21 protein-coding genes are annotated in these 23,573 nt (G+C 70.8%); 13 read left to right on the top strand and 8 right to left on the bottom strand.

Features of this window, described 5'->3' with window-relative positions; genetic code table 11:
- Positions 1-38 precede the first annotated feature (38 nt).
- Complete coding sequence (locus GNT64_RS10385; protein ID WP_231639445.1) at positions 39-614, top strand: hypothetical protein; 576 nt, start codon at positions 39-41, stop codon at positions 612-614.
- A 230-nt stretch (positions 615-844) separates the two neighbouring features.
- Here GNT64_RS10385 and GNT64_RS10380 read toward each other — a convergent pair whose 3' ends face one another.
- Together GNT64_RS10380 and GNT64_RS10375 are read right to left on the bottom strand one after the other, a co-directional pair.
- Positions 845-1,501: a peptidylprolyl isomerase gene (locus tag GNT64_RS10380; RefSeq protein ID WP_156679465.1), complete on the bottom strand. Its 657-nt coding sequence runs from the start codon at positions 1,499-1,501 to the stop codon at positions 845-847.
- A 38-nt stretch (positions 1,502-1,539) separates the two neighbouring features.
- Positions 1,540-2,421 (bottom strand): LysR family transcriptional regulator, encoded by an 882-nt coding sequence (locus tag GNT64_RS10375; RefSeq protein WP_156679464.1) that lies wholly within the window; start codon positions 2,419-2,421, stop codon positions 1,540-1,542.
- An 89-nt stretch (positions 2,422-2,510) separates the two neighbouring features.
- On the opposite strand from GNT64_RS10375, the gene GNT64_RS10370 reads away from it, so the two are divergent.
- The 8 genes from GNT64_RS10370 (at position 2,511) to GNT64_RS10335 (ending at position 10,353) form a co-directional block, all read left to right on the top strand.
- Positions 2,511-3,668 carry an isovaleryl-CoA dehydrogenase gene (locus GNT64_RS10370; RefSeq protein ID WP_156679463.1) on the top strand — a complete coding sequence of 386 codons (1,158 nt, stop codon included), beginning with the start codon at positions 2,511-2,513 and terminating at the stop codon, positions 3,666-3,668.
- Between the two features lie 142 nt (positions 3,669-3,810).
- Entirely contained in the window at positions 3,811-5,418 is a 1,608-nt protein-coding gene (locus tag GNT64_RS10365) for a carboxyl transferase domain-containing protein (RefSeq protein WP_156679462.1), read from the top strand.
- A 98-nt stretch (positions 5,419-5,516) separates the two neighbouring features.
- Positions 5,517-5,906 (top strand): endonuclease domain-containing protein, encoded by a 390-nt coding sequence (locus GNT64_RS10360; protein WP_277873267.1) that lies wholly within the window; start codon positions 5,517-5,519, stop codon positions 5,904-5,906.
- On the top strand, positions 5,900-7,771 hold the full coding sequence (locus tag GNT64_RS10355; protein WP_156679460.1) for an acetyl/propionyl/methylcrotonyl-CoA carboxylase subunit alpha: 1,872 nt from the start codon (positions 5,900-5,902) through the stop codon (positions 7,769-7,771). Before GNT64_RS10360 ends, GNT64_RS10355 begins: the two co-directional genes overlap by 7 nt.
- On the top strand, positions 7,771-8,241 hold the full coding sequence (locus tag GNT64_RS10350; RefSeq protein WP_156679459.1) for a MaoC family dehydratase: 471 nt from the start codon (positions 7,771-7,773) through the stop codon (positions 8,239-8,241). Before GNT64_RS10355 ends, GNT64_RS10350 begins: the two co-directional genes overlap by 1 nt.
- A complete protein-coding gene (locus tag GNT64_RS10345; RefSeq protein ID WP_156679458.1) occupies positions 8,238-8,759 on the top strand; it encodes a DUF1993 domain-containing protein in 522 nt (173 codons plus the stop codon). The genes GNT64_RS10350 and GNT64_RS10345 overlap by 4 nt, the downstream gene beginning before the upstream one ends.
- 134 nt (positions 8,760-8,893) lie before the next feature.
- On the top strand, positions 8,894-9,880 hold the full coding sequence (locus GNT64_RS10340; protein ID WP_156679457.1) for a flagellin N-terminal helical domain-containing protein: 987 nt from the start codon (positions 8,894-8,896) through the stop codon (positions 9,878-9,880).
- A gap of 203 nt (positions 9,881-10,083) precedes the next feature.
- A complete protein-coding gene (locus GNT64_RS10335; protein WP_156679456.1) occupies positions 10,084-10,353 on the top strand; it encodes a GlsB/YeaQ/YmgE family stress response membrane protein in 270 nt (89 codons plus the stop codon).
- A gap of 24 nt (positions 10,354-10,377) precedes the next feature.
- Here GNT64_RS10335 and GNT64_RS10330 read toward each other — a convergent pair whose 3' ends face one another.
- Complete coding sequence (locus GNT64_RS10330; RefSeq protein WP_156679455.1) at positions 10,378-10,566, bottom strand: hypothetical protein; 189 nt, start codon at positions 10,564-10,566, stop codon at positions 10,378-10,380.
- Between the two features lie 178 nt (positions 10,567-10,744).
- Between GNT64_RS10330 and GNT64_RS10325 the strand changes: the two genes are divergently transcribed.
- The 4 genes from GNT64_RS10325 (at position 10,745) to GNT64_RS10310 (ending at position 14,455) form a co-directional block, all read left to right on the top strand.
- Positions 10,745-12,028, top strand: a complete 1,284-nt coding sequence (locus GNT64_RS10325; RefSeq protein WP_197277356.1) for a caspase family protein — start codon at positions 10,745-10,747, stop codon at positions 12,026-12,028.
- The gene (locus GNT64_RS10320) at positions 12,012-12,836 is read left to right on the top strand and encodes a M15 family metallopeptidase (RefSeq protein WP_156679453.1); all 825 of its coding nucleotides are present in this window, start codon (positions 12,012-12,014) and stop codon (positions 12,834-12,836) included. The genes GNT64_RS10325 and GNT64_RS10320 overlap by 17 nt, the downstream gene beginning before the upstream one ends.
- Positions 12,833-13,222 carry a DUF1801 domain-containing protein gene (locus tag GNT64_RS21540; RefSeq protein WP_231639441.1) on the top strand — a complete coding sequence of 130 codons (390 nt, stop codon included), beginning with the start codon at positions 12,833-12,835 and terminating at the stop codon, positions 13,220-13,222. Before GNT64_RS10320 ends, GNT64_RS21540 begins: the two co-directional genes overlap by 4 nt.
- 75 nt (positions 13,223-13,297) lie before the next feature.
- Positions 13,298-14,455: an epoxide hydrolase family protein gene (locus tag GNT64_RS10310; protein WP_156679451.1), complete on the top strand. Its 1,158-nt coding sequence runs from the start codon at positions 13,298-13,300 to the stop codon at positions 14,453-14,455.
- 42 nt (positions 14,456-14,497) lie between these two features.
- On the opposite strand, the gene GNT64_RS10305 is transcribed toward GNT64_RS10310, so the two are convergent.
- The 5 genes from GNT64_RS10305 to GNT64_RS10290 are packed head-to-tail and all read right to left on the bottom strand — an operon-like array spanning position 14,498 to position 23,489.
- Positions 14,498-16,768: a glycosyltransferase family 4 protein gene (locus GNT64_RS10305; protein WP_156679450.1), complete on the bottom strand. Its 2,271-nt coding sequence runs from the start codon at positions 16,766-16,768 to the stop codon at positions 14,498-14,500.
- Positions 16,765-17,865: a zinc-dependent alcohol dehydrogenase gene (locus GNT64_RS21860; RefSeq protein ID WP_231639440.1), complete on the bottom strand. Its 1,101-nt coding sequence runs from the start codon at positions 17,863-17,865 to the stop codon at positions 16,765-16,767. The genes GNT64_RS10305 and GNT64_RS21860 overlap by 4 nt, the downstream gene beginning before the upstream one ends.
- Positions 17,858-19,939, bottom strand: coding sequence for a glycosyltransferase (locus tag GNT64_RS21535; protein ID WP_197277354.1), 2,082 nt, complete (start codon positions 19,937-19,939; stop codon positions 17,858-17,860). The genes GNT64_RS21860 and GNT64_RS21535 overlap by 8 nt, the downstream gene beginning before the upstream one ends.
- Complete coding sequence (gene glf, locus GNT64_RS10295) at positions 19,936-22,281, bottom strand: UDP-galactopyranose mutase (RefSeq protein ID WP_231639438.1); 2,346 nt, start codon at positions 22,279-22,281, stop codon at positions 19,936-19,938. Before glf ends, GNT64_RS21535 begins: the two co-directional genes overlap by 4 nt.
- Positions 22,282-22,289: 8 nt before the next feature.
- Positions 22,290-23,489, bottom strand: a complete 1,200-nt coding sequence (locus GNT64_RS10290) for a glycosyltransferase (RefSeq protein WP_231639436.1) — start codon at positions 23,487-23,489, stop codon at positions 22,290-22,292.
- Between the last annotated feature and the right edge of the window lie 84 nt (positions 23,490-23,573).

Raw genomic sequence — 23,573 nt, 5'->3', positions numbered from 1 at the left:
ATCGGTAGAAGGGCTCATCGCACAAGAGGAGACGATAGATGACCGACATGATCGACGAGACGACCCCGCAGCGCCCGCGCCGCACCCTGCTAATCGCGGCGGCGGCCGGCCTGCTGGCGGTGGGCGGCGCCGCGGGTGCCGTGGCGGTGCAGACGAGCCGGCCGAGCGTGACGATGGCGCCCGCCACGCCGGTGGCGATCCGCACGCTGGCCAGCGAGGGCATCGTGACGGTGCGCGGGCAGGTGGCCGAGATATACGGCAACAAGTTCATCCTGGCCGACGGCACCGGCCGCGCGCTGGTGGACACGGGCCGAGAGGGTGAGGGCGGTCTGGTGAAGCCGGGCGAGGCGGTGACGGTGCAGGGCCGCTACGACGACGGCTTCATCCACGCCGCCTTCCTCGTCGCGCCGGGCGGCGCGGTGACGGCGCTGGGTCCGCTCGGCGGGCCGCACGGGCCGCCTCACGGCCATCACGGCCCGCGCGACGATCGCGGCGGCCCCGGCGGCCCGGACATGGCGGCGGACGACATGCCGCCGCCCCCGCCGCCGCCTGCCAGCACGGCGGCGCCCGCCGCCCCGGCGGCCGCGCAGCCGAACGGCCGGTCCGCCTCCTAGCCCCGGCGGACCATGCGCGCGATCATGGCTTAAATGGTCGCGCGCATGTCAGGCGGGGCATGAGAGCCGTCATGCTGAACCCGTTTCGGGATCCATGCACGCGACGCTGCGCAGTGCCCCCCGATGTGTCGCATGGATCGCGAAACGAGTTCAGGATGACGGACGATGTTCGGGCGGGTTGTCCGCCGGACACGTTCGGGACGATGGGTGTCCGGGAACGCCGGCCACCGTCAGGGCGCCGGCGTGCGGCGGGCGGTCGTGATCGCGATCACCGGGCTCAGCATCTGGCCCTTCAGGTCGCCCTCGCCCTCGGTGGGGGAGACCGGGGCCTCCAATATCTTGCGGACCACGTCCATCCCTTCCACCACGCGGCCGAACACGGCGTAGCCGGCATTGTCGCCCGGCTGGGTGGGATCGGCATCCATCGAGGGAAAGGCGCCGACGGTGATGAAGAAGTCGCCGCCCGCCGTGCCCGGCGCGCCGCGCGCCATCGAGAGCGCGCCGTCCACGTGGGAGAGGCCGGTCTTGGTGGTCGCCTCGTGCGGGATCGGCTTCAGCGTCTTCTTCGGGTTGTTGCGCGTGCCCGCCTGGACCAGACCGATGCCCGGCCCCACCTTCACCGCGCGGTAGAAGTTGGTGCCGTCCAGCCGCTTCTGATCGACGTAGCGCAGGAAGTTGGCGGCGGTGATCGGCGCCCGCTCTATCTCCACCTCCACCACGATCGGGCCGTCCGCGGTCTGCAGCGTGACCCGCGTGGTGGCGGGCTTCGGCGCGGGTACGGGCACGGCGGGCGCAGACGCCGCCGGCGCGGGCGGTGGCGCGCCCTGCGCGAGCAGCGGGGCGAGCGGGAGGCACAGCAGCGCCAGCGGAGCGAGTTTGCGGATCATGGCGGCAGGATAGCGCGTCCGGCGCCGCGCCAAAAGGGTCAGCCGGTGCGGACCTGGGCGATGGCGGCGGCGAGATCGGGGAGGACGGGGCTCTGCCGCTGCCGCGCGACGTCGGCATGAGGCGCGTGGACCAGGCCGATGCGGCGGGTGTGATCGAAATCGGCCATCCGCACGCGCGCCACGCCGGGCGCGGCGAACCCGTCCGGCATGATCGTGATGCCGATGCCGGAGCGGACGTAGGCGAGCGCGCGATCGTCGCTCATCGTGCGGGCGGCGAAGAAGGGGCGCACGCCGCGCGCGGTGAAGAAGCGGCTGGTGGCGCCGAGCAGCTCGCACTGGCGGCGCACGATCATCGTCTCGGCGGCGAGCTCGCCCGCGGCGATGCTGGCGCGCGTCGCCAGCGGATGCGTGGCGGCGAGCGCCAGTCGGTAGCCTTCCGAGAACAGCACGTCATGCGCGAGGGCGCCGGTATCGTGGCCGACGATCGTCAGCGCCACATCGATGCGGCCCCGCTCCAGCCGGGCGATCAGCTCGCGCTCGCGCCCCTCGACGATCTCCACCCGGCTTTCCCGCCCGGCCGCGGCGCGGCGGGCGAGGAACGCCTCGATCCACGCCGACGGGATCGTCGCCAGCACGCCCAGGCGCAGCACCGTTTCGGCGGGCGCGCCGCGCAGCGAACGCTCGGCTAGGGCGAACTCCGTCTCGATGCGGCGGGCGTGGGTGGCGAGGCGGTTGCCGGCATCGGTGAGGGCGATGCGGCGGTTGGCCCGCAGGAACAACGGCTGGCCGAGATGCTTTTCCAGCTTGGCGATGCCGACGGACAAGGTGGGCTGCGAGACGTTGCAGGCGAGGGCCGCCCTGGAGAAGCCGCCCTGATCGATCACGGCGAGGAAGTAACGCAGCAGATAGCGGTCTATCATAGACGCCATCTATGCCTGGCTTCCGCCAACTTCAATTTTTCCAAAGCGCAGCGATGGCGTATCAGGCGGGTGGACAAGAGGAGAGGGCGATGGCCGAGCTGGATTTCGCGCTGGGCGAGATGGCGGACACGATCCGCGAGACGACGCGCCGCTTCGCCGCCGAGCGCATTGCGCCGCTGGCCGCGCGGATCGACGCGGAGGACAGCTTCCCGCGCGAGCTGTGGCCGGAGATGGGCGCGCTCGGCCTGCACGGCATCACCGTGGAGGAGGAGCATGGCGGGCTGGGGCTGGGTTATCTTGAGCATGTGATCGCCTGCGAGGAGGTGAGCCGCGCCTCCGCCTCGATCGGGCTCAGCTACGGCGCCCACTCCAACCTGTGCGTCAACCAGATCCGCCGCTGGGGCGATGCGGCGCAGAAGGCGAAATATCTGCCGAAGCTCGTCTCCGGCGAGCATGTCGGGTCGCTCGCCATGTCCGAGGCGGGGGCCGGATCGGACGTGGTCTCGATGAAGCTGCGGGCGGAGCGGGCGGACGGCGGCTTCCGCCTGAACGGTACGAAGTTCTGGATCACCAACGCGCCCTATGCCGACACGCTGGTGGTCTATGCGAAGACGGACGCGGCGGCGGGATCGCGCGGCATCACCGCCTTCCTGGTCGAGAAGGAGTTCGCCGGCTTCTCGATCGGCCAGAAGATCGACAAGATGGGCATGCGCGGATCGCCCACCGCCGAGCTGGTGTTCGACGACTGTTTCGTGCCCGACAGCGCGGTGATGGGCCCGCTGCACGGCGGCGTGAAGGTGCTGATGTCCGGCCTGGACTATGAGCGGGTCGTCCTCTCCGGCATCCAGCTGGGCATCATGCAGGCGTGCCTCGACGTGGTGCTGCCCTATGTGCGGGAGCGGCGCCAGTTCGGTCGGCCGGTCGGCGAGTTCCAGCTGATGCAGGCGAAGGTGGCGGACATGTACGTCGCGCTCAACTCGTCGCGCGCCTACGTCTATGCCGTCGCGCGGAGCTGCGATGCCGGACGCACGACGCGGTTCGACGCGGCGGGCGCGATCCTGCTGGCATCGGAAAATGCGGTGAAGGTGGCGAACGAGGCGATCCAGGCGCTGGGCGGCGCCGGCTATACGAAGGACTGGCCGGTGGAACGCTATCTGCGCGACGCCAAGCTGCTGGACATCGGCGCCGGCACCAACGAAGTGCGGCGCATGCTGATCGGCCGCGAACTGATCGGAGCGGGCGCATGAGGATCCTCCCCGTGCCGGGGAGGGGGACCATGCGCAGCATGGTGGAGGGGGGGCGCGTCGCGCGCCGTGCCTTGCCGCACGCCCCCTCCACCACCAGCTTCGCTGGCGGTCCCCCTCCCCGTACCGGGGAGGATCTTGCGTGATGACGATCACCACTCTCGTCGATCCGGCGGGCGAGGCCTTCGCCGCCAATGCCGCGCACAATCGCGCGCTGGCGGCGGACCTGCGCGGGCGGATCGCCGCCGCCGCGCTCGGCGGATCGGCCGCGCATCGCGAGCGGCACGTGTCGCGCGGCAAGCTGCTGCCGCGCGACCGCGTCCACCGCCTGCTCGATCCCGCCTCGCCGTTTCTGGAGGTGGGCGCGCTGGCGGCGAACGGCATGTATGGCGAGGTGGACGGGCAGGGCGGCGCGCCGGGCGCGGGCGTGATAGCCGGCATCGGCCGGGTGCAGGGCCGCGAGTGCATGATCCTGGCCAACGATCCGACGGTGAAGGGCGGCGCCTATTTCCCGATGACGGTGAAGAAGCATCTGCGGGCGCAGGAGATCGCGCAGCAGAACCGGCTGCCGTGCATCTACCTCGTCGACTCGGGCGGCGCCAACCTGCCGCACCAGGCCGAGGTGTTTCCCGATCGCGACCATTTCGGCCGCATCTTCTACAATCAGGCGCAGATGTCGGCCGAGGGGATCCCGCAGATCGCCTGCGTGATGGGCAGCTGCACGGCCGGCGGCGCCTATGTGCCGGCCATGTCCGACGAGACGGTGATCGTGCGCGACCAGGGCACGATCTTCCTGGCCGGGCCGCCGCTGGTGAAGGCGGCGACGGGGGAGGTGATCTCCGCCGAGGAGCTGGGCGGGGCGGAAACGCACGGCCGCCGATCCGGCGTGGTCGATCATGTCGCCGAGAATGACGAGCATGCGCTGCTGATCGTCCGCGACATCGTCGCGACCCTGAACCGGCCGAAGGCGGTCGACATCGACATCCAGCCGCCGCGCCCGCCACGGCTGGACCCGGCCGAGCTCTACGGCATCGTGCCGCAGGACGTGCGCGCGCCCTACGACGTGCACGAGGTGATCGGCCGCATCGTCGACGGCAGCGAGTTCCACGCGTTCAAGCCGCTCTACGGCACCACCCTGGTGTGCGGCTTCGCCCGCATCTGGGGGATGCCGGTGGCGATCCTGGCGAACAACGGCGTGCTCTTTTCCGAGAGCGCGCAGAAGGGCGCCCACTTCATCGAGCTGGCCTGCCAGCGGCGCGTGCCGCTGCTGTTCCTGCAGAACATCTCCGGCTTCATGGTGGGCGGGAAGTATGAGGCGGAGGGGATCGCCAAGCACGGCGCCAAGCTGGTGACGGCGGTGGCGACGGCGAGCGTGCCGAAGATCACGGTGCTGATCGGCGGCAGCTTCGGCGCGGGCAATTACGGCATGTGCGGGCGGGCCTATTCGCCGCGCTTCCTGTTCAGCTGGCCCAATGCGCGGATCAGCGTGATGGGCGGCGAGCAGGCGGCCGCCGTGCTCGCCACGGTGCACCGCGACGCGGAGACGTGGACGGCGGAGGAGGCCGAGGCGTTCAAGGCGCCGATCCGCCGCAAATATGAGGATGAGGGCAACCCCTATTACGCCACCGCCCGCCTGTGGGACGACGGCATCATCGACCCGGCGCAGACAAGGGACGTGCTGGGCCTCGCCTTCGCCGCCACGCTGAACGCCCCGATCCCCGAGCGCGCGCAGTTCGGCGTGTTCCGGATGTGACGACGATGGCTGCCTCGGATCCTCCCCGAAACGGGGAGGGGGACCAGCCGCAGGCTGGTGGAGGGGGTGCCCGGCAACTCCGTCGGCCCGAAGTCGCGGTGGCGCGGCGATTGCGGCGCGCGATGTCGTTGCCGGAGGTTCTGCTCTGGACCCGCTTGCGGGGCGGACAAGCAGGCGTAAAGTTCCGCCGGCAGCATCCGGTCGGCCCTTATGTGGTCGACTTCTTCTGTCGCGCGAGCGGGCTGGTCGTCGAGATCGATGGCATCGCGCACGACATGGGCAACAAAGCGAGGCACGATGCCGCGCGCGATCGATTCATGGCGGCCAATGGTTTGACCGTCGTCCGCATCGCCGCGGCCGATATCCTGTGTGATCCCGATGCCGTCACCGCCGCCATCGCAGCGCGTGTCGCGCACCCCCTCCACCATGCTGCGCATGGTCCCCCTCCCCGTGCCGGGGAGGATCTTGAGAAAGCGCCGTCATGCTGAACTCACTCCTCATCGCCAATCGGGGCGAGATCGCCTGCCGGATCATCCGTACCGCGCGGCGGCTGGGCGTGCGCACGGTCGCCGTCCATTCCGATGCGGACGCGCGGGCGCCGCACGTGCGCATGGCCGACGAGGCGGTGCATATCGGTCCCTCGCCGGCGCGGGAGAGCTATCTGGTGCAGGAGCGGATCCTGGCCGCCGCCGCCGCGACCGGCGCCGAGGCGATCCATCCCGGCTACGGCTTCCTCAGCGAGAATGCCGGGTTCGCCGAGGCGGTGCAGGCGGCGGGGCTCGTCTGGGTGGGCGCGCCGGCGGCCAGCATTCGCGCGATGGGGCTGAAGGATGCCGCCAAGCAGCGCATGATCGCGGCGCAGGTGCCGGTGACGCCCGGCTATCTCGGCGCGGACCAGTCCCCGGAGAGGCTGCGCGCGGAAGCGGAGGCGATCGGCTGGCCGGTGCTCATCAAGGCGGTGGCCGGCGGCGGCGGCAAGGGCATGCGGCGGGTGGACGACCCGGCCGATTTCGCCGCCCTGCTGGAGAGCTGCCGGCGCGAGGCGGCGGCGTCCTTCGGCGACGATCGCGTGCTGATCGAGAAGTACATCCTGAGCCCCCGCCACATCGAGGTGCAGGTGTTCGGCGACACCCACGGCAACGTCGTCCACCTGTTCGAGCGAGACTGCTCGCTCCAGCGTCGCCACCAGAAGGTGATCGAGGAGGCGCCCGCGCCGGGCATGGACGAGGCGACCCGCGCCAGCATCTGCGCGGCGGCGGTGAAGGCGGCGCGGGCCGTCGACTATGTCGGCGCGGGCACGATCGAGTTCATCGCCGACGGATCGGCCGGGCTGCGGGCCGACCGCATCTGGTTCATGGAGATGAACACGCGGCTGCAGGTGGAGCATCCGGTGACGGAGGCGATCACCGGGCAGGATCTGGTCGAGTGGCAGCTGCGCGTCGCTTCCGGCGAGCCGCTGCCCAGGCGGCAGGAGGATCTGCGCATCCGCGGCTGGGCGATGGAGGCGCGGCTCTATGCCGAGAACCCGGCGACGGGCTTCCTGCCCTCGACCGGACCGCTGGAGCGGCTGCGGCTGCCGCGCGGCATCCGCGTGGACAGCGGCGTGGAGGAGGGGGGCGAGGTGACGCCCTTCTACGATCCGATGATCGCCAAGCTGATCGTGCAGGCCGAGACGCGCGCCGCGGCCGCGGCCCGGCTGGCGCGGGCGGCGGCGAAGGTGGAGGTGTGGCCGGTGCGGACCAACGCCGCCTTCCTCGCCCGCGCGGCGGCGCACCCCGACTTCGTCGCCGGGCACGTGGACACCGGCTTCATCGAGCGGCACCTGGCCGCGCTGGTGCCGGCGGCCGATCCGTCGGCGGCGGTGTGCGCGGCGGCGGCGGCGGCTCTGGTGCCGGCGCGCAGCGGCGATCCGTGGACCGACCTGACCGGCTTCCGCGCCAACGCCCCGGCCGAGCGGCGGATCGCGCTGGAGATCGCCGGGCAGCCGCATCTGGTCGATCTCGACGCCGATGCGCCCGCCGCCCGCGCGATCGCGACCGACGAGGGCCGGGTGCTGTTCTCCGCCGGCGAGGCGTGGGCGTTCGGGCCGCCGCGCGCGGACGATGTCGCCGGCGGCGCGGCCGCGTCCGACGGGGCGATCGTGGCGCCGATGCCCGGGCGGATCGTGACGGTGCTGGTGGCCGACGGCGCGACGGTGGCGAAGGGCGAGCGGCTGGTGGTGCTGGAGGCGATGAAGATGGAACAGGCGCTGGTCGCCCCGTTCAACGGCATTGTCGCCGAACTGAAGGCGCGCGAGGGCGGGCAGGTGGCGGAGGGCACCCTGCTGGTCCGCATCGCGCCGGCGGACGGCTGATGGCGGGGCGCTTCTTCGAGGAATGGCATGTGGGCGACGGGATCGTCCACGAGATCCGCCGCACCGTGACCGAGACGGACAACCTGCTCTTCTCGACGATGACGCACAATCCGCAGCCGCTGCACCTGGATGCGGAGGCGGCGAAGGCGAGCGAGTTCGGCCGCATCCTCGTCAACGGCACCTTCACCTTCGCGCTGATGGTTGGGTTGTCGGTAGGCGATACGACGCTCGGCACGCTCGTCGCCAATCTCGGCTATGACCGGCTGGTGATGCCGAAGCCGGTGTTCATCGGCGACACCATGCGCGCCGGCAGCGAGGTGACGGAGCTGCGCGAGAGCCGGTCGCGCCCCGATGCCGGGATCGTCACCTTCGCCCACCACCTGACCAACCAGCGCGACGAGATCGTCTGCCAGTGCCTGCGCAGCGCGCTGATCCGGCGGCGCCCGCCCCATCCCGAGGAGAGACCATGACCGTTTCGCTCTACACCGCCACCGTGCCGCAGTTTCGCCAGCTGCTGACGCAGGTGGGACGTCTGATCGACAAGGCCGAGGCGTTCTGCGGCGAGCGCGGGATCGCCCCGGACGAGATCGTGGAGGCGCGCCTGCACGAGGACATGCTGCCCTTCGCCTATCAGGTGAAATCGACGGCGGTCCACTCGATCGGCGCGATCCGCGGCGTCGAAGCCGGGCTGTTCACGCCGGACAGGACCACTCCGCCCGCCGACTTCGCCGGCCTGCGCCGGCTGATCGAGGAGACGATCGTAACGTTGGCGGCGCTGGACCCGGCGGCGGTGGACGCGCTGGCGGAGCGCGACATGCGCTTCGAGGCCGGGCCGCGACGGCTGGACTTTACCGGCGCGGGCTTCCTGCTCTCCTTTTCCATGCCCAACTTCTACTTCCACGCGACCACCGCCTACGGCATCCTGCGGTCGCGCGGCGTGGCGCTGGGCAAGATGGACTATATCGGCCGGCCGGCGGTGAAGGGCTGAGGCCGCCCCGGCGTCATCGGCGCGAGGGGATCATCGTCTGCCCCGCTAAAGGCGGGGGCGCGTTCGCCGTTACCCAGAGCGTGACTGCTGCGGACTGTCCGCGCAACCAAGTCCGCCGGAAGGGAACCAGACCAGTGACCGTCATCAACACCAATTCCGCCGCTCTCCGCGCACAGAACGCCTCGCGCAACGCCAGCATGGACATGAGCCAGGCGATGGAGCGCCTGTCGTCCGGCAAGCGCATCAACTCCGCCAAGGACGACGCCGCCGGCCTCGCCGTGGCAACGCGCATGACCTCCGACATCCGCGGCCTGACGGTCGCCATCCGCAACGCGAACGACGGCATCTCGCTGGCGCAGACGGCGGAGAGCGCGATGGGCGACGTGACCAACATCCTGCAGCGGATGCGCGAGCTGGGCGTGCAGTCGGCCAACGGCACCATCTCCGACGGCGACCGCGCCAACCTGCAGATCGAGGTTTCCCAGCTGAAGGACCAGATCGGCAACATCGCCAGCCGCACGACCTTCAACAACATCGCGATCGTCAACGGCGGCACCGCGAACGCCACGACCGGCCTCACCGCCGACGCCACCTTCTCGCTCCAGACCGGCGTGAAGGCGAACGAGACCGTCTCGATGTCGTCCATCTCGCTGAAGACGACCGATATCGGCGCGGATCGCAGCCGCGCGGCCATCCCGACGACCACCTCGAACGTTACGACGGCGCAGGCGACCTACAACACCACGCCGAACGCCACCAACAAGACAGCGCTCGACAACGCCAAGGCCGCCGCCGCCGCCGCGCCGTCCGACATCAACGAGGTCGATTTCTCCACCGCCGCCAACGCCACCGCCGCGCTTGCCGTGGTGGACCGCGCGCTGACGCAGGTGACGGCCGGCCGCGCGAACCTGGGCGCCGTGCAGAACCGCCTCGACGCGACGGTCGACAACCTGACCTCCACCTCGACGAACCTGACCGACGCCCGCTCGCGCATCGAGGACGCAGACTTTTCGGTCGAGACGACCGCGCTCGCCAAGTCGCAGATCCTGAGCCAGGCGGCCACCGCGATGCTGGCCCAGGCCAATCAGAGCCAGCAGGGCGTGCTCAGCCTGCTCCGCTAAGACCTGATCCAGGGCCGCCCCCGCCGCGTCGTTCGGGTGGGGGCGGCCGCGAGCTTGTGTATCGTTGCTTGGCGTAAAGCGCGTCGCGGGTGCCGCCATCGGTGCCCGCGACGTGCCGTTTCGCGCCCGGAACCTAATCCGCCGCCTGTGAGTCTTTGAAGATGCGAGACGACATGCTCCCGCATCCTTACCAGGAGAGACCCATGGGCATCATCCTCATGCTGATCGTTGGCGGCATCCTCGGCTGGCTCGCCAGCATCGTCATGCGCACGGACGCGCAGCAAGGCATCTTCCTCAACGTCGTGGTCGGCGTGGTTGGCGCGCTGCTGGCTGGCTTCATCCTGACGCCGATCCTCGGCGGGGCGCCGATCACCAGCGGTGCGTTCGACATCCGGTCGCTGCTGGTTTCGTTCCTCGGCGCGGTCGTGCTGCTCGCGATCGTCAACCTCGTTCGTCGCGGCGCGGTGCGCTGAGCCGATGGTGCGGCGATCCGGCGCTCAGACCAGGGCGTGCCGGATCGCCGTGATGCCGAGCAGGCCGGCGCCGGTGAAGGATGCGCCCATCAGCATCCAGCCGGCATAGACGATCCTGCGGGCGTGGGGGCGGGCCGCCTTGCGGTTCCGCTCCGCGCTCGTCAGAACGAAGGCCGTCGTGAGGCTGTAGAGAAGTGCCGCGCCCTCGATCATCGCTGTCCCCGATCCGATGCCATCGCGCGGTGCTAGCGGCGAGCCGGTTAACGGTTCAAGTCACGCCGCGCGGTTCCGCCGCACCGCAGCAACTACCCGGCGCACGCCGCGCCGCCTTTCGCCAGAGCACTGTCGCTGCTACCCAGCCGCCGATCCGGCGCGATGCGGAGGAGGCGAGATGATCCAGCGGCTGTTCCTCTTCGTTACCTTGCTGCTCACCGCGTCCGCCGCCTGTGCGGCGGGCGGCAAGGTGGCGCTGGTGATCTCGAACGCGGCCTATGCGAATGCCGGCCAGCTCGGCAACCCGCCCAACGACGCGCGGATCGTGGCGGAGGCGGCGCGCAAGGCCGGTTTCCAGTCGGTTACGCTCGCCGCCAACCTCTCGCTCGCGGATTTCCAGCGCGCGCTGCGCGACTTTCGCGGTCGGGCCGAGGGGGCGGAGGTGGCGATGGTCTATTATGCCGGCCACGGCATCGAGGGATCGGGCAAGAACTGGCTGATCCCGGTCGACGCCAAGCTCAACTCCGGACTGGACCTCGCTTACGAGGCGATCGACCTGGATCGCGTGATGGAGGCGATTTCCGGCGCGCAGGTGCGGATGGTGATCCTGGATGCGTGCCGCAACAACCCGTTCGGGCGATCCTGGCGCAGCGGCACGCGCGCGGTGGCGCGCGGCCTGGGCGGGGTGGACGTGGACGACGTGCTCGTCATCTACGCGGCGGCGCCCGGGCAGACCGCCAGCGACGGCACCGGCGGCAACTCGCCCTTCGCCGTCTCGCTGGCGCGGCGGATGGTGCAGCCGGACCTGCCGATCCAGCTGTTGGGCGGCGCGGTGCGCGACGACGTGCTGAAATCGACCAATGGCGAGCAGCGGCCGTTCATCAGCGCCAGCATCACCGGCACGCCCGTCTATCTGGTGCCGCGCACCGCCGCCGGCGGCGGACCGGCGACGGCCGCCGCCGCGCCGGCGCCCGCGCCGACGGTGGATGCCGCGACGCTGGATGCGCTGACGTGGCAGGGCGCGGTATCGGCCAACAGCCGCGAGGCCTTCGAGGAATATCGCCGGCAGTTCCCGAACGGGCGGTTCGCATCGCTGGCCGAGCAGAACCTCGCCCGGATCGGCAAGGCCGCGGCCCGCCCGGCGGAGGTCGCCTCCGCCGACACGATCGCCCCGGCCGCGGGCAGTGCGATCGTGCCGCGCGTGCTGCTGCCGGAAAGCTCGACGCGCGCATTGTCCCGCGCGGAACTGGCGAAGCTCTCCCCCGGCGAACTGCGCATCGCCCGGAACGAGATCTACGCCCGGCACGGCCGGATCTTCACCTCGCCGGATCTTGAGCGTTATTTCAGCCGCTTCCCCTGGTACAGGCCGAAGCCCGCCGCGCCGATCACGCTGAGCGCGATCGAGCAGAAGAACGTGCTGCTGATGCAGGCCGAGGAGAAGGAGCGTGCCGCTGGCCATTAGCCTGGGCGTGCTGCTGAACGCCGCCGCGACGCTGTATGCGCGCGCCACGCGGCCCGGCACGCCGCCGGCGATCGCGGTGGCGCCGCCGGCGGAGCGATCGGGCGAGACGGTTGCTCGGGAACTCGACCGGCTCGTCTCCGCCTATCCGGATCATCTGCGCGGCCACGACGGCACCTCGCTGCTGTGGCGCGCCGGCCCGCCGACACCGATCGGGCGGGCAGATCCGGCGCGCGCGGCGCAGCGGATCGTCGACGCGCCCACCGTGCGCGACATCTTCGCCTGGCCCTATCCGCTGGGGCCGGCGACCGCACCCGCCGGCGATCCGGGCCGCGCGCGGCCGGCGGCGCTGTTCACGCGCATGTACGGCGACTGCGCGAAGGGCGAGGTGGAGCCGCACCTGGTGCCCGTGCGCTGGGTGGGCGGGCGATCGCTGCGCTTCACCCGGATCAACGGCGCGGCGGCGGCGCTGGAGGCGGCGGCGCGTGACCTGGAGGCGCTAGGCCCCGCTTACGCACGCTATCTCTGGCCGACATCGGGCAGCTATGCCTGCCGCGCGATCGCCGGCACCGAGGCGCGATCGATGCACGGCTACGGCGCGGCGATCGACCTTGCCAGCCGCTACGGCGACTATTGGCGATGGTCGCGCAGCGGCGTGCCCGGGCGGACGATCCCGCCGGCGATCGTCGCCGTCTTCGAGCGGCACGGCTTCATCTGGGGCGGCAAGTGGGCGCATTTCGACAGTTTCCACTTCGAATATCGGCCGGAGATCATCGCCGTGGCGCGGGATCGTGCGGCGGCTTCATCGTGAGCACTGAGGCGGACCTGACGCCGGCCGAGCTGATCGACCGGCGGATCGCCGAACTGGGCGACTGGCGCGGCGACATGCTCGCCCGGCTGCGCGCGCTGATCCGGCAGGCGGAGCCGGCGGTGATCGAGGAGTGGAAGTGGCGCGGCGTGCCCATATGGTCGCGCGACGGCATCATCTGCACCGGCGAGACCTACGGGAAGGTCGTGAAGCTGACCTTCATGAAGGGTGCCGCCGTGGCCGACCCGGCGGGCCTGTTCAACGCCAGCCTTGAGGGCAATACCCGCAGAGCGATCGATTTCGCCGAGGGCGTGGAGGTGGACGACGAGGCGTTCAGAGCGCTGATCCGATCGGCCGCTGCCCTGAACACCCCGCGCAAGCGCCGTTGAGAGACCCCGTCCGGATATAATGGCCGCTCCGTCGGTTCCCGCCGGAGACTGTCGCGATCAATCCTGGAGGATGTGGTGACGCCATTCACCATCGCCGTGCCCGACGAGACCCTGCGCGACCTGCAAGAGCGGCTGGCCCGCACGCGCCCCGCCGGCGACACCGGCTTCGCGCGGTGGGACGACGGCACGCCGCCGGACTATGCGCAGGCGCTGGTGGCGCACTGGCGCGACCGCTTCGACTGGCGCGCCCGGGAGGCGGCGCTGAACCGCTTCGACCAGGTGCGCGGGGAGATTGACGGCACCCGGCTGCACTGCATCCACCAGCGCGGCATCGGCCCCGCGCCGCTGCCGCTGCTGCTGGTGCACGGCTATCCCGACAGCATCTGGCGGTTCGAGAAGATCATCCCGCTGCTGACCGACCCCGGCGCGCACGGCGGCGACCCGGCCGATGCGTTCCACGTCGTCGCGCCGAGCCTGCCCGGCTACGGCTGGTCCGATCCGCTGGCGGAGGCCGGCGGCACCTTCCGCTTCGGCGATCTGTTCGCCGGGCTGATGTCGACGCTCGGCTACGACCGCTACGGCGCCCATGGCGGCGACTGGGGCTCGACGGTGGTGGAGCTGCTCGCGCGCAGCCATGCGCGACACGTGGCCGGCATCCACCTGACCGACGTGCCGTTCTGGCACAGCTTCGACGCGCCGAAGGATCCCTCGCCGGCCGAGGCCAGGTTCCTGGCGGAGAGCAAGGCGTGGCAGATGCAGCACGGCGCCTATACGATGATCCAGGGCACGCGCCCCGCCACGCCCGCCACGGCGCTGGCGGACTCGCCGGCCGGGCTGGCGGCGTGGATCGTGGAGAAGTTCCGCGAGTGGAGCGACTGCGGCGGCGATGTGGAGACGCGCTTCAGCAAGGACGAGCTGCTGACCAACGTGATGATCTACTGGGCGACCGGCACGATAGGATCGGCCTTCCTGCCCTATCGCGACTTCACCAAGGCCGGCGCGACCCGCTGGCTGAAGGAGGCCGCACGCGGCTGGCTGGGCAGCGACGCGACGCCCGCCGCCTTCGCCCTGTTCCCGAAGGATATCGGCACGCCGCCGCGCGCCTGGGCCAAGCGGTTCTTCAACGTGACCCGCTGGACCGAGATGCCCCGCGGCGGCCACTTCGCCGCCTATGAGGAGCCCGAACTGCTGGCCGAAGACATCCGCGCCTTCTTCCGCGACAAGCGTGCCTGACCGCGCGCCCGCACGACCCTGACGGTCGAGAGCCGCCGACGGTCAGGCGCGGAACGTGTTCGCGCGGCCGGGGGCAGGCGGGTAGAGGCCTAGCGCCTGCTGGCGGGCCAGTTCGCGGGCGAGGGGCGCGTAGGCACGGCGGGGCGCCAGCCCCTCGTCGTGCAGCAGGCCGTTGGGGCAGTAGCGCCCATCGTCCCAGCCGGGATGATCGAGCACGGGATAGAGGCAGATGCCCGCCACCGGCACGCCGAGCGCGATCGCGCGCCGCACCTCCTCGCACACATAGGCCAGCCATTCGGGGCGGGCATCGCCCTCTATCCCGGTTTCCGCGATGAAGATCGGGCGGCCGTAGCGGGCGTGGGTCTCGGCCAGCAGGCGGTGGAAGGGGCGGTAGAGCGGATGCCGGCGATCGATCGGCGGGCCGCCGTGGATCCACTGGTTGTTGTGGTAGTAATTGACGCCGACGATATCGAGCAGGGCCGCCCGCCCGCCGATCTGCGGCCACAGCCGGCCGGCGATCAGATCCCAGCCCTGATATTGCGCCAGCCTGTGCCCTTCCGCATGGGGCGCATCGTGCGGCCGCGTGGGTTCCGTGACGACGTTGATGAGCGGATCGGCATGGACGAAGCGCGCCGCCGGATCGACGAGGAGGATGGCCTCCATGGAGGCGATGGCGGCGCGGGCCAGCTGCACCTTCAGCTCGTAACCGCGCCCGCGCGCGAACGGATTGAGGTAGGCGGCATCGCCCCCGCCCCACGAGAGAAAGGAGATCTCGTTGACCGGGGCGTAGAAGCGCGGCCCCGCCGTCGCGCCGCCGATCACGCGGGCGGCGGCGGCGGCGAAGGCGGCGAAGCGGGGGACGAAGGCCGGGCTCCAGACATCGATATCGTCGGGCCAGCCATAATGGAGCAGATCCCAGATCACCTGCGTGCCGGTGGCGCGGGACGCCGCCAGCTGGTCCGCCAGGCTCGACCAGTCATGGTCGCCGGGCGCCCGCTCGATCAGGTGCCAGCGCACGCCATCCCGCACGGTGAGGATGCCGTGTCCCTGGAGGGCGCGATAGTCATGCTCGGCCAGCCTGTCGTGGTGGGTCGCGGCGATGACGTCGATCCGCTGGCGATCATGCGCGCGGCGGTGGGTGGAACATTCGAAGCCGCCGTGGAACAGGCTGCGGAACAGGGCGGGTGCGGGCGCGGGCGGGCGGCGCAGCTCCTCGAACAACGCGGTCCACTGCGGCACCACCGCGTCTACCGCATAGTCGCGTCGCACCTTCGCCTGCAGCGCGGTACCCAGACGGCGGCGCAGGGCGGGATCGTCGATCAGCCGCACGATGGCGGCGGCGACGGCGGGCGGATCCTCGTGCGGCACGAACAGGCCGGTGGCGCCGTCCTCAATCTGCTCCAAGGTGCCGTTGTCGGCGGTGGCGATCACCGGCAGGGCGGCGGCGCCCGCTTCCGCGATCACGTGCGGCATCCCCTCGCCGCGCGAGAGCCAGACGAAGATGTCGAGCGCCGCCAGCAGAGCCGGCACGTCCGCCCGGTCGCCCAGAAAGTGCAGCACGCCATCCAGGCCGAGCGCGTGCGCCCGGCGGCGCAGCGACACCGCATAATCCGGCATGAACGCATCCGGCCCGCCGATCACCAGGAAGCGCGCGTCCGGCCGGGCGGCGTGGACGATCGCGGCGGCGGCGATGAAATCCTCGACGCGCTTCTTCGCGTCGAGCCGACCGAGCCAGCCGATCAGCGGCGCGCCCGTCGCGATCCCCAGCGCCGCGCGGGTTGGCTGGCGGAGGGCGGGATCGAAGGCGGCGAGATCCACCATCGACGGGATCTCGCGCGCATCCGCCTCCCGCCCCGGCATCCGGGATGCGGCGGCATCGCGGATGCTGGCGCACACGCCGACGTAGCGGCTGGTGAAATGCTTGGGGCCGGCCAGCGCCTCCGACACCAGACCGCCATGCTCGATCAGCGGCGGGCGGGCGTGCAGCCGCTCCAGCGCCGGATAGATGTCGGCGACGTTCTGGCACGAGACGACGATGTCGTAGCCGGGCACGATCGAGGCGAGATAGGCGACGGTCTCGTCGAAGCCGAGATGATAGGGCGTGGTATCCACGCGCACGCCGGCCCCGCGCAGCTGATCGTGCGTCTGCTCCGGCATGCCCTCCTTGCGGAAGCAGGCCACCACGTCGATGCGGTAGCGGCGCGGATCGAGCGCGGCGGCGAGCAGCCGCACCTCCGTCTCCTCGCCGCCCACGACGAGCCAGGCGAAGACGAACAGGATGCTGAGCGGGCGCGGCGCGTCCGGCGCGGTCAATCGGCCACCTTGAACACGATCTGAAGGAACTCGGGCCGTTCCGCCACCAGATGCGCGAGGAAGCCCGGCGCCTCCTCGATCGGCACGACATGGGTGATGAGCTGCGCCCTGATCTCGTCGCCACGCGCCCGCAGCAGCGCGATCGTGGCCTCGGCCAGGCGGCGCCGGTCCCACGCGAAGCCCAGACCGCGCGGCACGCGGTTGATCTGCGCGCATCGCAGGTTGAGGCCGTTATGGTGGAACTCCTCGCCCAGCCGCAGGCGATCGGCACCGCCCTGGTAGAAAGCGAGATCGATCACGGTGCCCTGCGGGCGCAGCGCCTGCATCGCGGCGTGCAGGCTGGCGCTGTCCGCCCGCGTCTGGAACACGATGTCGGCGCCGCGATCGCCCGGGCCGTGGTGCCAGCGCGCCTTGGCGTGCGCCCACGCCTGATCCTGCGTCATCGCCGTAAGGCCGAGGCAGGCGGCACGCAGCCGGCGGAACTCGGACGGATCTGCGATCACCACCTCGCTGGCCCCGGCAGCCTGCGCGAACAGGGCGGTGAACAGACCGACTACCCCTGCGCCGATCACCAGCGCCGGCCGCCCGGCAATGCCGGCGCCGAGCGACGGCACGTTCGGCCCCAGCATCTCGGCATCGGCGTGGAGGATGCCGTTGGCCGCGATCGGCCCCATCTGGCCGACATAGATGCCGAGGATCGGATCCACGTCCTCCGGCAGCTTGACCAGCAGATCGTGGAAGGGATCGGCGGTATGGCCGGTCTTGTGGCCGAAGGTGGTGCCGATCACGTCGCCCGGCGCATAGTCGCCGGCCCGGCTCTCGCTGACGCGGGCACATTCCATATAGCCCAGGAACGGCACCGGATAATGCTGCTGCGCCTCGCCGGGCACGAACACGCCGCGCCCCTCGTCCCAGCGGGAGTGCAGATAGGGGTTGCTGTTCTTGAAGAAGGTCAGCTCCGTACCGGCCGAGAAGCCGGTGTAGAGCGTCTCCAGCCGCACCTGCCCGTCACCGGGCGGCCCTTCGTCATAGCCGTGGAGGTAGGCGCGGTGCGGCGCCTCGACGCCCAGCGAGCGAATGTGGCGGTGGTCAGACATAAGCGGGCTCCGGCGAGGCGGCGGCGAAGGTGACGGGTTCGCCGGTGCGGGCGGAACGGACGACGGCGAGCGCCAGGCGGTGCGTGGCGACCGCCTCGGCATAGGGACAGCGGATGCGGTTCTCCCCGCCGCGCACCGCATCGATGAAGTCGCGATCCTCACGCCAGACGGGATCGCCATCAGCCCCGCGCACCGGGCGGCCGCGGCCGACATCCACCATCAGATCGCGATCGGTGAGTTCGATCGCCAGCCCCTCGCCGAACAGGTGCAGGGCGACGCGGTGGTTCCAGTTCAGCAGGCAGGTGGAGGCAAAGTTCGCGATCGCCCCGTTCTCGAACAGCAGGCTGGCGGTGGAGACGGTCGGCACGTCGAGCCCCGGAAAGGCGTCCCGCCCGGTGTGGCCGGCGAGCCCGTAGGCCCGCGTCACGTCGCCGACCAGATAGCGGGCGAGATCGAGCAGGTGGGTGGTCTGCTCCACCATCTGCCCGCCGGACTGATCCTCATGCCACCACCAGACCGGCGGCGGGGTGGAATCGAGCCAGTAGCCGGAGAGCAGCCGCGCCGGAGTGTGCGCCAGGATGCCGCGCACCTCGTCCACCGTGTCAAGGTAGCGCCAGTGATAGCCGACCGCGGTGACGAGGCCGGCCCGGGCCACCGCATCGGCGATCGCCTCGGCCGTTGCGAGGTCCAGCGCGACCGGCTTCTCGACGAAGAAGGGCAGGTTGCGGGCGATGGCGGCGCGTTCGGCCGGGCCATGGGCGAAGGGCGGCACGCAGATGTAGAGCGCGTCCGGCGCGGCGGCGTCCAGCATCTCCTCCACATCGGTGAAGGCGCGCGCGCCGAAGCGGGCGGCCGCCTCCGCCGCGCGGGCGTGATCGACGTCGGCGACGGCGACGATCTCGACATCCTCGAACTGCTCAAGCACGCCGAAGTGGCGATGGGCGATGCCACCCGCGCCGACGAAGCCGATCCTCGTTCGTGTCACGGCGTCGTCTCTCCTGTCATGGGTCGCCTCGTCGTAGAGGGCGGCGGTCTGTTCGATCATGCGCGGCGCATCGAAGCGTTCGGCCCGGCGGCGGCGCGCGGCCTGCGCGACGGCGGTGAGCCGAGCGCGATCGGAGAGCGCGTCGACGATCGTGGCGGCGAGCTGCCGCGCGTCGCTGGCCGGAGTCAACCAGCCGCTGTCGCCATGCTCCAGCAGCTCGGTATTGCCCGGCGCGTCGCTGGCGACGATCGGCAGCCCGGCGGCCATCGCCTCCAGCGCGACCAGCGACAGGCCCTCGAAGCGGGAGGGGAGCAGCAGCAGGTCGGCCGCCGCCATCAGATCCGGCAGATCGCCGCGCGCGCCCAGCAGCCGCACCGCTCCGGCCAGCCCGCGCGTCGCGATCGAGCGGGCGACGGGCCACAGCAGCGGCCCGTCGCCCGCCAGCAGCACGATCGCGTCCGGCAACGCCGCCCGGACGTGCGGCAGCGCATCGAGCAGCAGCGCATGGCCCTTCTGCTCGGCGAAGCGTGCCGCCATCAGCAGCACCGGCGCGTCGCCGAGACCCCACAGGCCACGCAAGTCGGCACGATCGCGCGAGGGCTGGCGCGGGACGATGCCGTTGGCGATGGCGACGATCGGCGGCGACAGGCCGGCATGGCTGTCCGCCACCGCCTGCGAGACGCCGATCAGCCGATCGACCGATCGCAACCCGGCCGCGTGCGCGGCGCGCTGGCCGGGATCGGTGAGGAGATAGGGCAGATGCTCCGTGCGGATCACGCTGGCGCCGGCCGCCTTCGCGGCCTCGGCCGTGGCGTGGCCTTCCCAGCCGATGCCGGCATGGACGTGAACTATCGCCGGGCGGGTACGGGCAAACCAGCGATGCAGATCGGCCGGATCGGCGGGATCGACCACCTTGACGGCGAAACCCGCCGCCGCCGCCCGCGCCAGCAGATCGGTGCCGCGCGGCGCGCCGATCACGACCTCGTTCCCATCGGCGAGGCCGGCGGCCAGGGTGAGCATGTGGGCGCCGACGCCGGAGGGCGCCGGGCTTTCGGTGACGAGGTGAACCCGCCGCTTCGTGCCCGTCACGCGAGCGATGCCTCGCGGTTCAGCTTCTCGCTGAGCCGGCGGTAGGTGGCCAGCGCCTGCCCGACGACCTGATCCATATTGTAGTAGCGGTAGGTGGCGAGGCGGCCGACGAAGCTGACGTCCGGCAGCGCATCGGCCAGCGCCTCGTAGCGGCGGTAGAGCAACTGGTTCTCCGCCCTGGGGATCGGGTAGTATGGGTCGCCTTCGTCGCGGGGATATTCGTAGCTGATGCTGGTGCGCGGCGCCGTCTGCCCGGTGAGATGCTTGTACTCGGTGATGCGCGTGTGGGCGATGTCCGGCGACGGGTAGTTTACCACCGCCACCGGCTGGAAGGTCTCGCGATCGATCGTCTCGTGGCGGAACTCCAGGCTGCGATAGGGCAGGCGGCCGAAGCGGTGATCGAAATACTCATCGACCGGCCCGGTGAACACGGTGTGGCCTGCCCGCAGATCGACGTCGCGATAATCGATGCCGAGCTCGATCGTGATGTTCGGATGGTCCAGCATCGCCTCGAACATCCGGGTGTAGCCGTGGAGCGGCATCGCCTGGTGCTTGTCGAGGAAGTAGCGATCGTCGGTGTTCGTCCGGGTCGGCACGCGCGACGTGACGGAGCGATCGAGCTGCGACGGATCGAGGCCCCACTGCTTGCGCGTATAACCGCGAAAGAAGGTCTCGTAGAGTTCCTGCCCCACGGCCGCCACCACCACATCCTCCGACGTGACGATCTCGCGCGGCTCGGCGCGCGCGGCGAGGAAGGCGGCGGCCTGCGCCTCGTCCTGCAGATCAAGGCCGTAGAGGCGGTTCAAGGTCGTGCGGTTGATCGGGATCGGCACCAATTTATCCGCCACGCTCGCCAGCACGCGATGCTCGTAGGGTCGCCACGCGGTGAAGCGCGAGAGATAGGCGAACACGTCGTCGCTGTTGGTGTGAAAGATGTGCGGGCCGTAGCGGTGGACGAGGATGCCGGCGGCGTCCGGATGATCGTAGGCGTTGCCGCCGACGTGGGGCCGGCGATCGATCAGCAGCACCCGCTTGCCCGATCCGGCCGCCAGCCGTTCCGCCAGCACCGCGCCGGCGAAACCCGCGCCGACGACGAGCGCGTCATAATGCGGCCGGCCGGAGGCGCCGTGGATCGCCGGGGCGACGGGATCGTCGTTGGCGCCAACCAGCGCCGGCTGCGAGGCGGCGACGATCCGCTCCTTCATCGCGGCGAAGGTGCGGTCCCACGACATGGCGGCGAGCAACTCGTCCGCCTCGCGCAGCCACGCGCCCTGCCGCGGCAGCGCCAGCGCATGTTCGCACGCGGCGACGAACGCCTCCGCCCCCTCGGCGATGGCGACGCCGGCGATCGCGCCATAGTGGCGCACCACGTCCACGATCGGGGTGGAGACGACCGGGCAGCCAGCGGCGAGATATTCGGGCGTCTTGGTGGGGCTGATGAAGCGCGTCGCCTCGTTCAGCGCGAACGGCATCACCGCCGCGTCCCAGCCGCGCAGATAGGCTGGCAACTCGCCATAACCCTTGCCGCCGAGCCAGTGGATGTTCGCGCGACGCGGCAGATCGGCCGGATCGATCTTGACGACCGGACCGACCATCACGATCGACCAGTCCGGCCGGGCGGCGGCGACGGCATCGATCAGCGCCAGATCGATGCGCTCGTCGATCACGCCGTAGAAGCCCAGGCGGGGACCAGAGATGCCGGCCTGATCGCCGGGTTCGGCAAGCGGCTGGCGGGCGGCGGCGAAATGATCGCGCTCCACGGCCGAGGGGAAGGGGTGAATGTCGTCGTGGCGATCGCGCTTCGCCTCGTACAGGCTATAGCCGCCGGTGAACATCACATCGGCCCGGCGCATCAGCTCGGCCTCGCGATCGATCAGCAGCGGATCGGCGAAGCGGAAGGCGGAGAGCTCGTCCATGCAATCGTACACGATCGCATCCGCGGCGAGGTGGCCGGCGAAGCCGAGCATCATCGGCGTGTAGAACCAGAGGAGCGGCGGCGCGGCGCAGGACGTTGCGACCAGCATGTCCAGCAGCTGCCGCAGCGCCTGCTCGGTGGCCGCGCGATCCCACCAATGGGGCACACGCGGTCGCAGCGCGATCACGTGATCCTCTGGGAACGGGTGATATTCGAGATAGGGGCGGGGGTGATCGCACGGGATCGCCTCCTCCCAGAAGAACACCCGCCGCTCGGCCGCGAAGCGGCGCATCAGGTGCTGCGGGCGCTGCGTCACGAAATCCCATCGCAGATGCGAGAAGCAGATCAGCGGGGGCGGGGTGGGCGAGGTGGTGCCCGGAAGCATCGTCTCCGCGCCGGAGCCGTCGCGAAGAAATGGTCCGTGCACGGCAGCTCCTAACATTCCGAGATTTCGTTCAACTCGCGCGCCGAAGATTGTTTCCCCCGCATTTCCGCGCGTTTCGCCGCAGCGGCGGCGGCGATCACGGGCGCGAGCCTGGCGATGCTGTGCTGCCACGTCCAGCGCGCCAGCACCGCCTCGCGCGGGGAGAAACCGCCGTGGTCGGCACGCATCGCCATGATCGCCGCGGCGAAATCCTGCGGCGCGGCGAGGCGCCCGGTTTCCGGCAGGATATATTGCGAACCGCAGGCAAGCTCCGCATTGGCGAGCACCGGCAGGCCGGCCAGCATATATTCGGTGAGGATCGCCGGCGCGCCATCGTCCCGCCCGCACACCACGCCGAAGCGGGCGCGGTTCATCAGGCGGTTCACCTCGTCGAACGGCACGCCGGGCGGGCCGATGCACTCCACCGGCAAGCCCTGCCGCGCCGCCCTGTCCCTCAACGCATCGCCCATCTCGCCATAGCCGAACAGACACAGCGCGCGCAGATCGCGCGGCAGCCGTTCGAGCGCGTCGAAGAGCAGGTCATGGCACTTGTAGGGCTGCGCCGCCGCTACATAGATCAGGTCATAGTCTTTCGGCCCGCCGAGCGGGCGGAACATCTGCGGCGCGGCGAACTCCGGCCCGATCGGCAGGATGAGGGTGGCCTTGCCGGGATGGCGGGCCGTCACCTCGTCCGACTGCCACTGCGCGCCGGTGAGGACGATGTCGCACAGCCCGCTAACCGCCGGCGGCACGCGGAGCGCCGGCGCATCGATGGAATTGTAGAGGATCACGCTCCGGCCGCAGGCGCGCAGCACATCCTCGTCCACGCCGAGGCCGAGTACCACCAGGATGTGCGGCGCGCCGTGCGCGGCGAAGTGGCGGATCATCGCCTGCGAGGCGAATGGCGGGGAGGGCGCGTCCAGCGGCAGGCCGCGATAGGCGAGCAGCGGCCCGGCGCGGTGGAAGCTGCCCGTGCCGCCGTGATGATGATGCCAGATCTCCGCATGATCGACGAGGCCGGCCTTGATGCAGGCGAGCGGCAGGCGTTCGAGATAGCCGCCCTCCACCACGAGATCGCGCCTTTCCGCGTCGGTGGCGAAGGCGGGCCATGGCGCTTCGCCGGGGCCGTCGACCCCATGGGCGGCGGGATCGACGCGGTCGCCAATGACGACGATGGAGGGAATGGCGGAGAGCGGGAGGACGGTCTGCATGCCTTTGCAACGCCCGAACCGGGCATGTGCTTCACGAGGCGGTGCGTTCGTGCCGTCGCATACGGTATCGACCGGGCTCGCCTT

This window comes from Sphingomonas profundi, assembly GCF_009739515.1.
In the GTDB taxonomy this organism is placed as follows: domain Bacteria; phylum Pseudomonadota; class Alphaproteobacteria; order Sphingomonadales; family Sphingomonadaceae; genus Alterirhizorhabdus; species Alterirhizorhabdus profundi.
The sequence above is the reverse complement of the archived record's forward strand: the minus strand, read 5'-3'. Positions and strand labels throughout refer to the sequence as shown.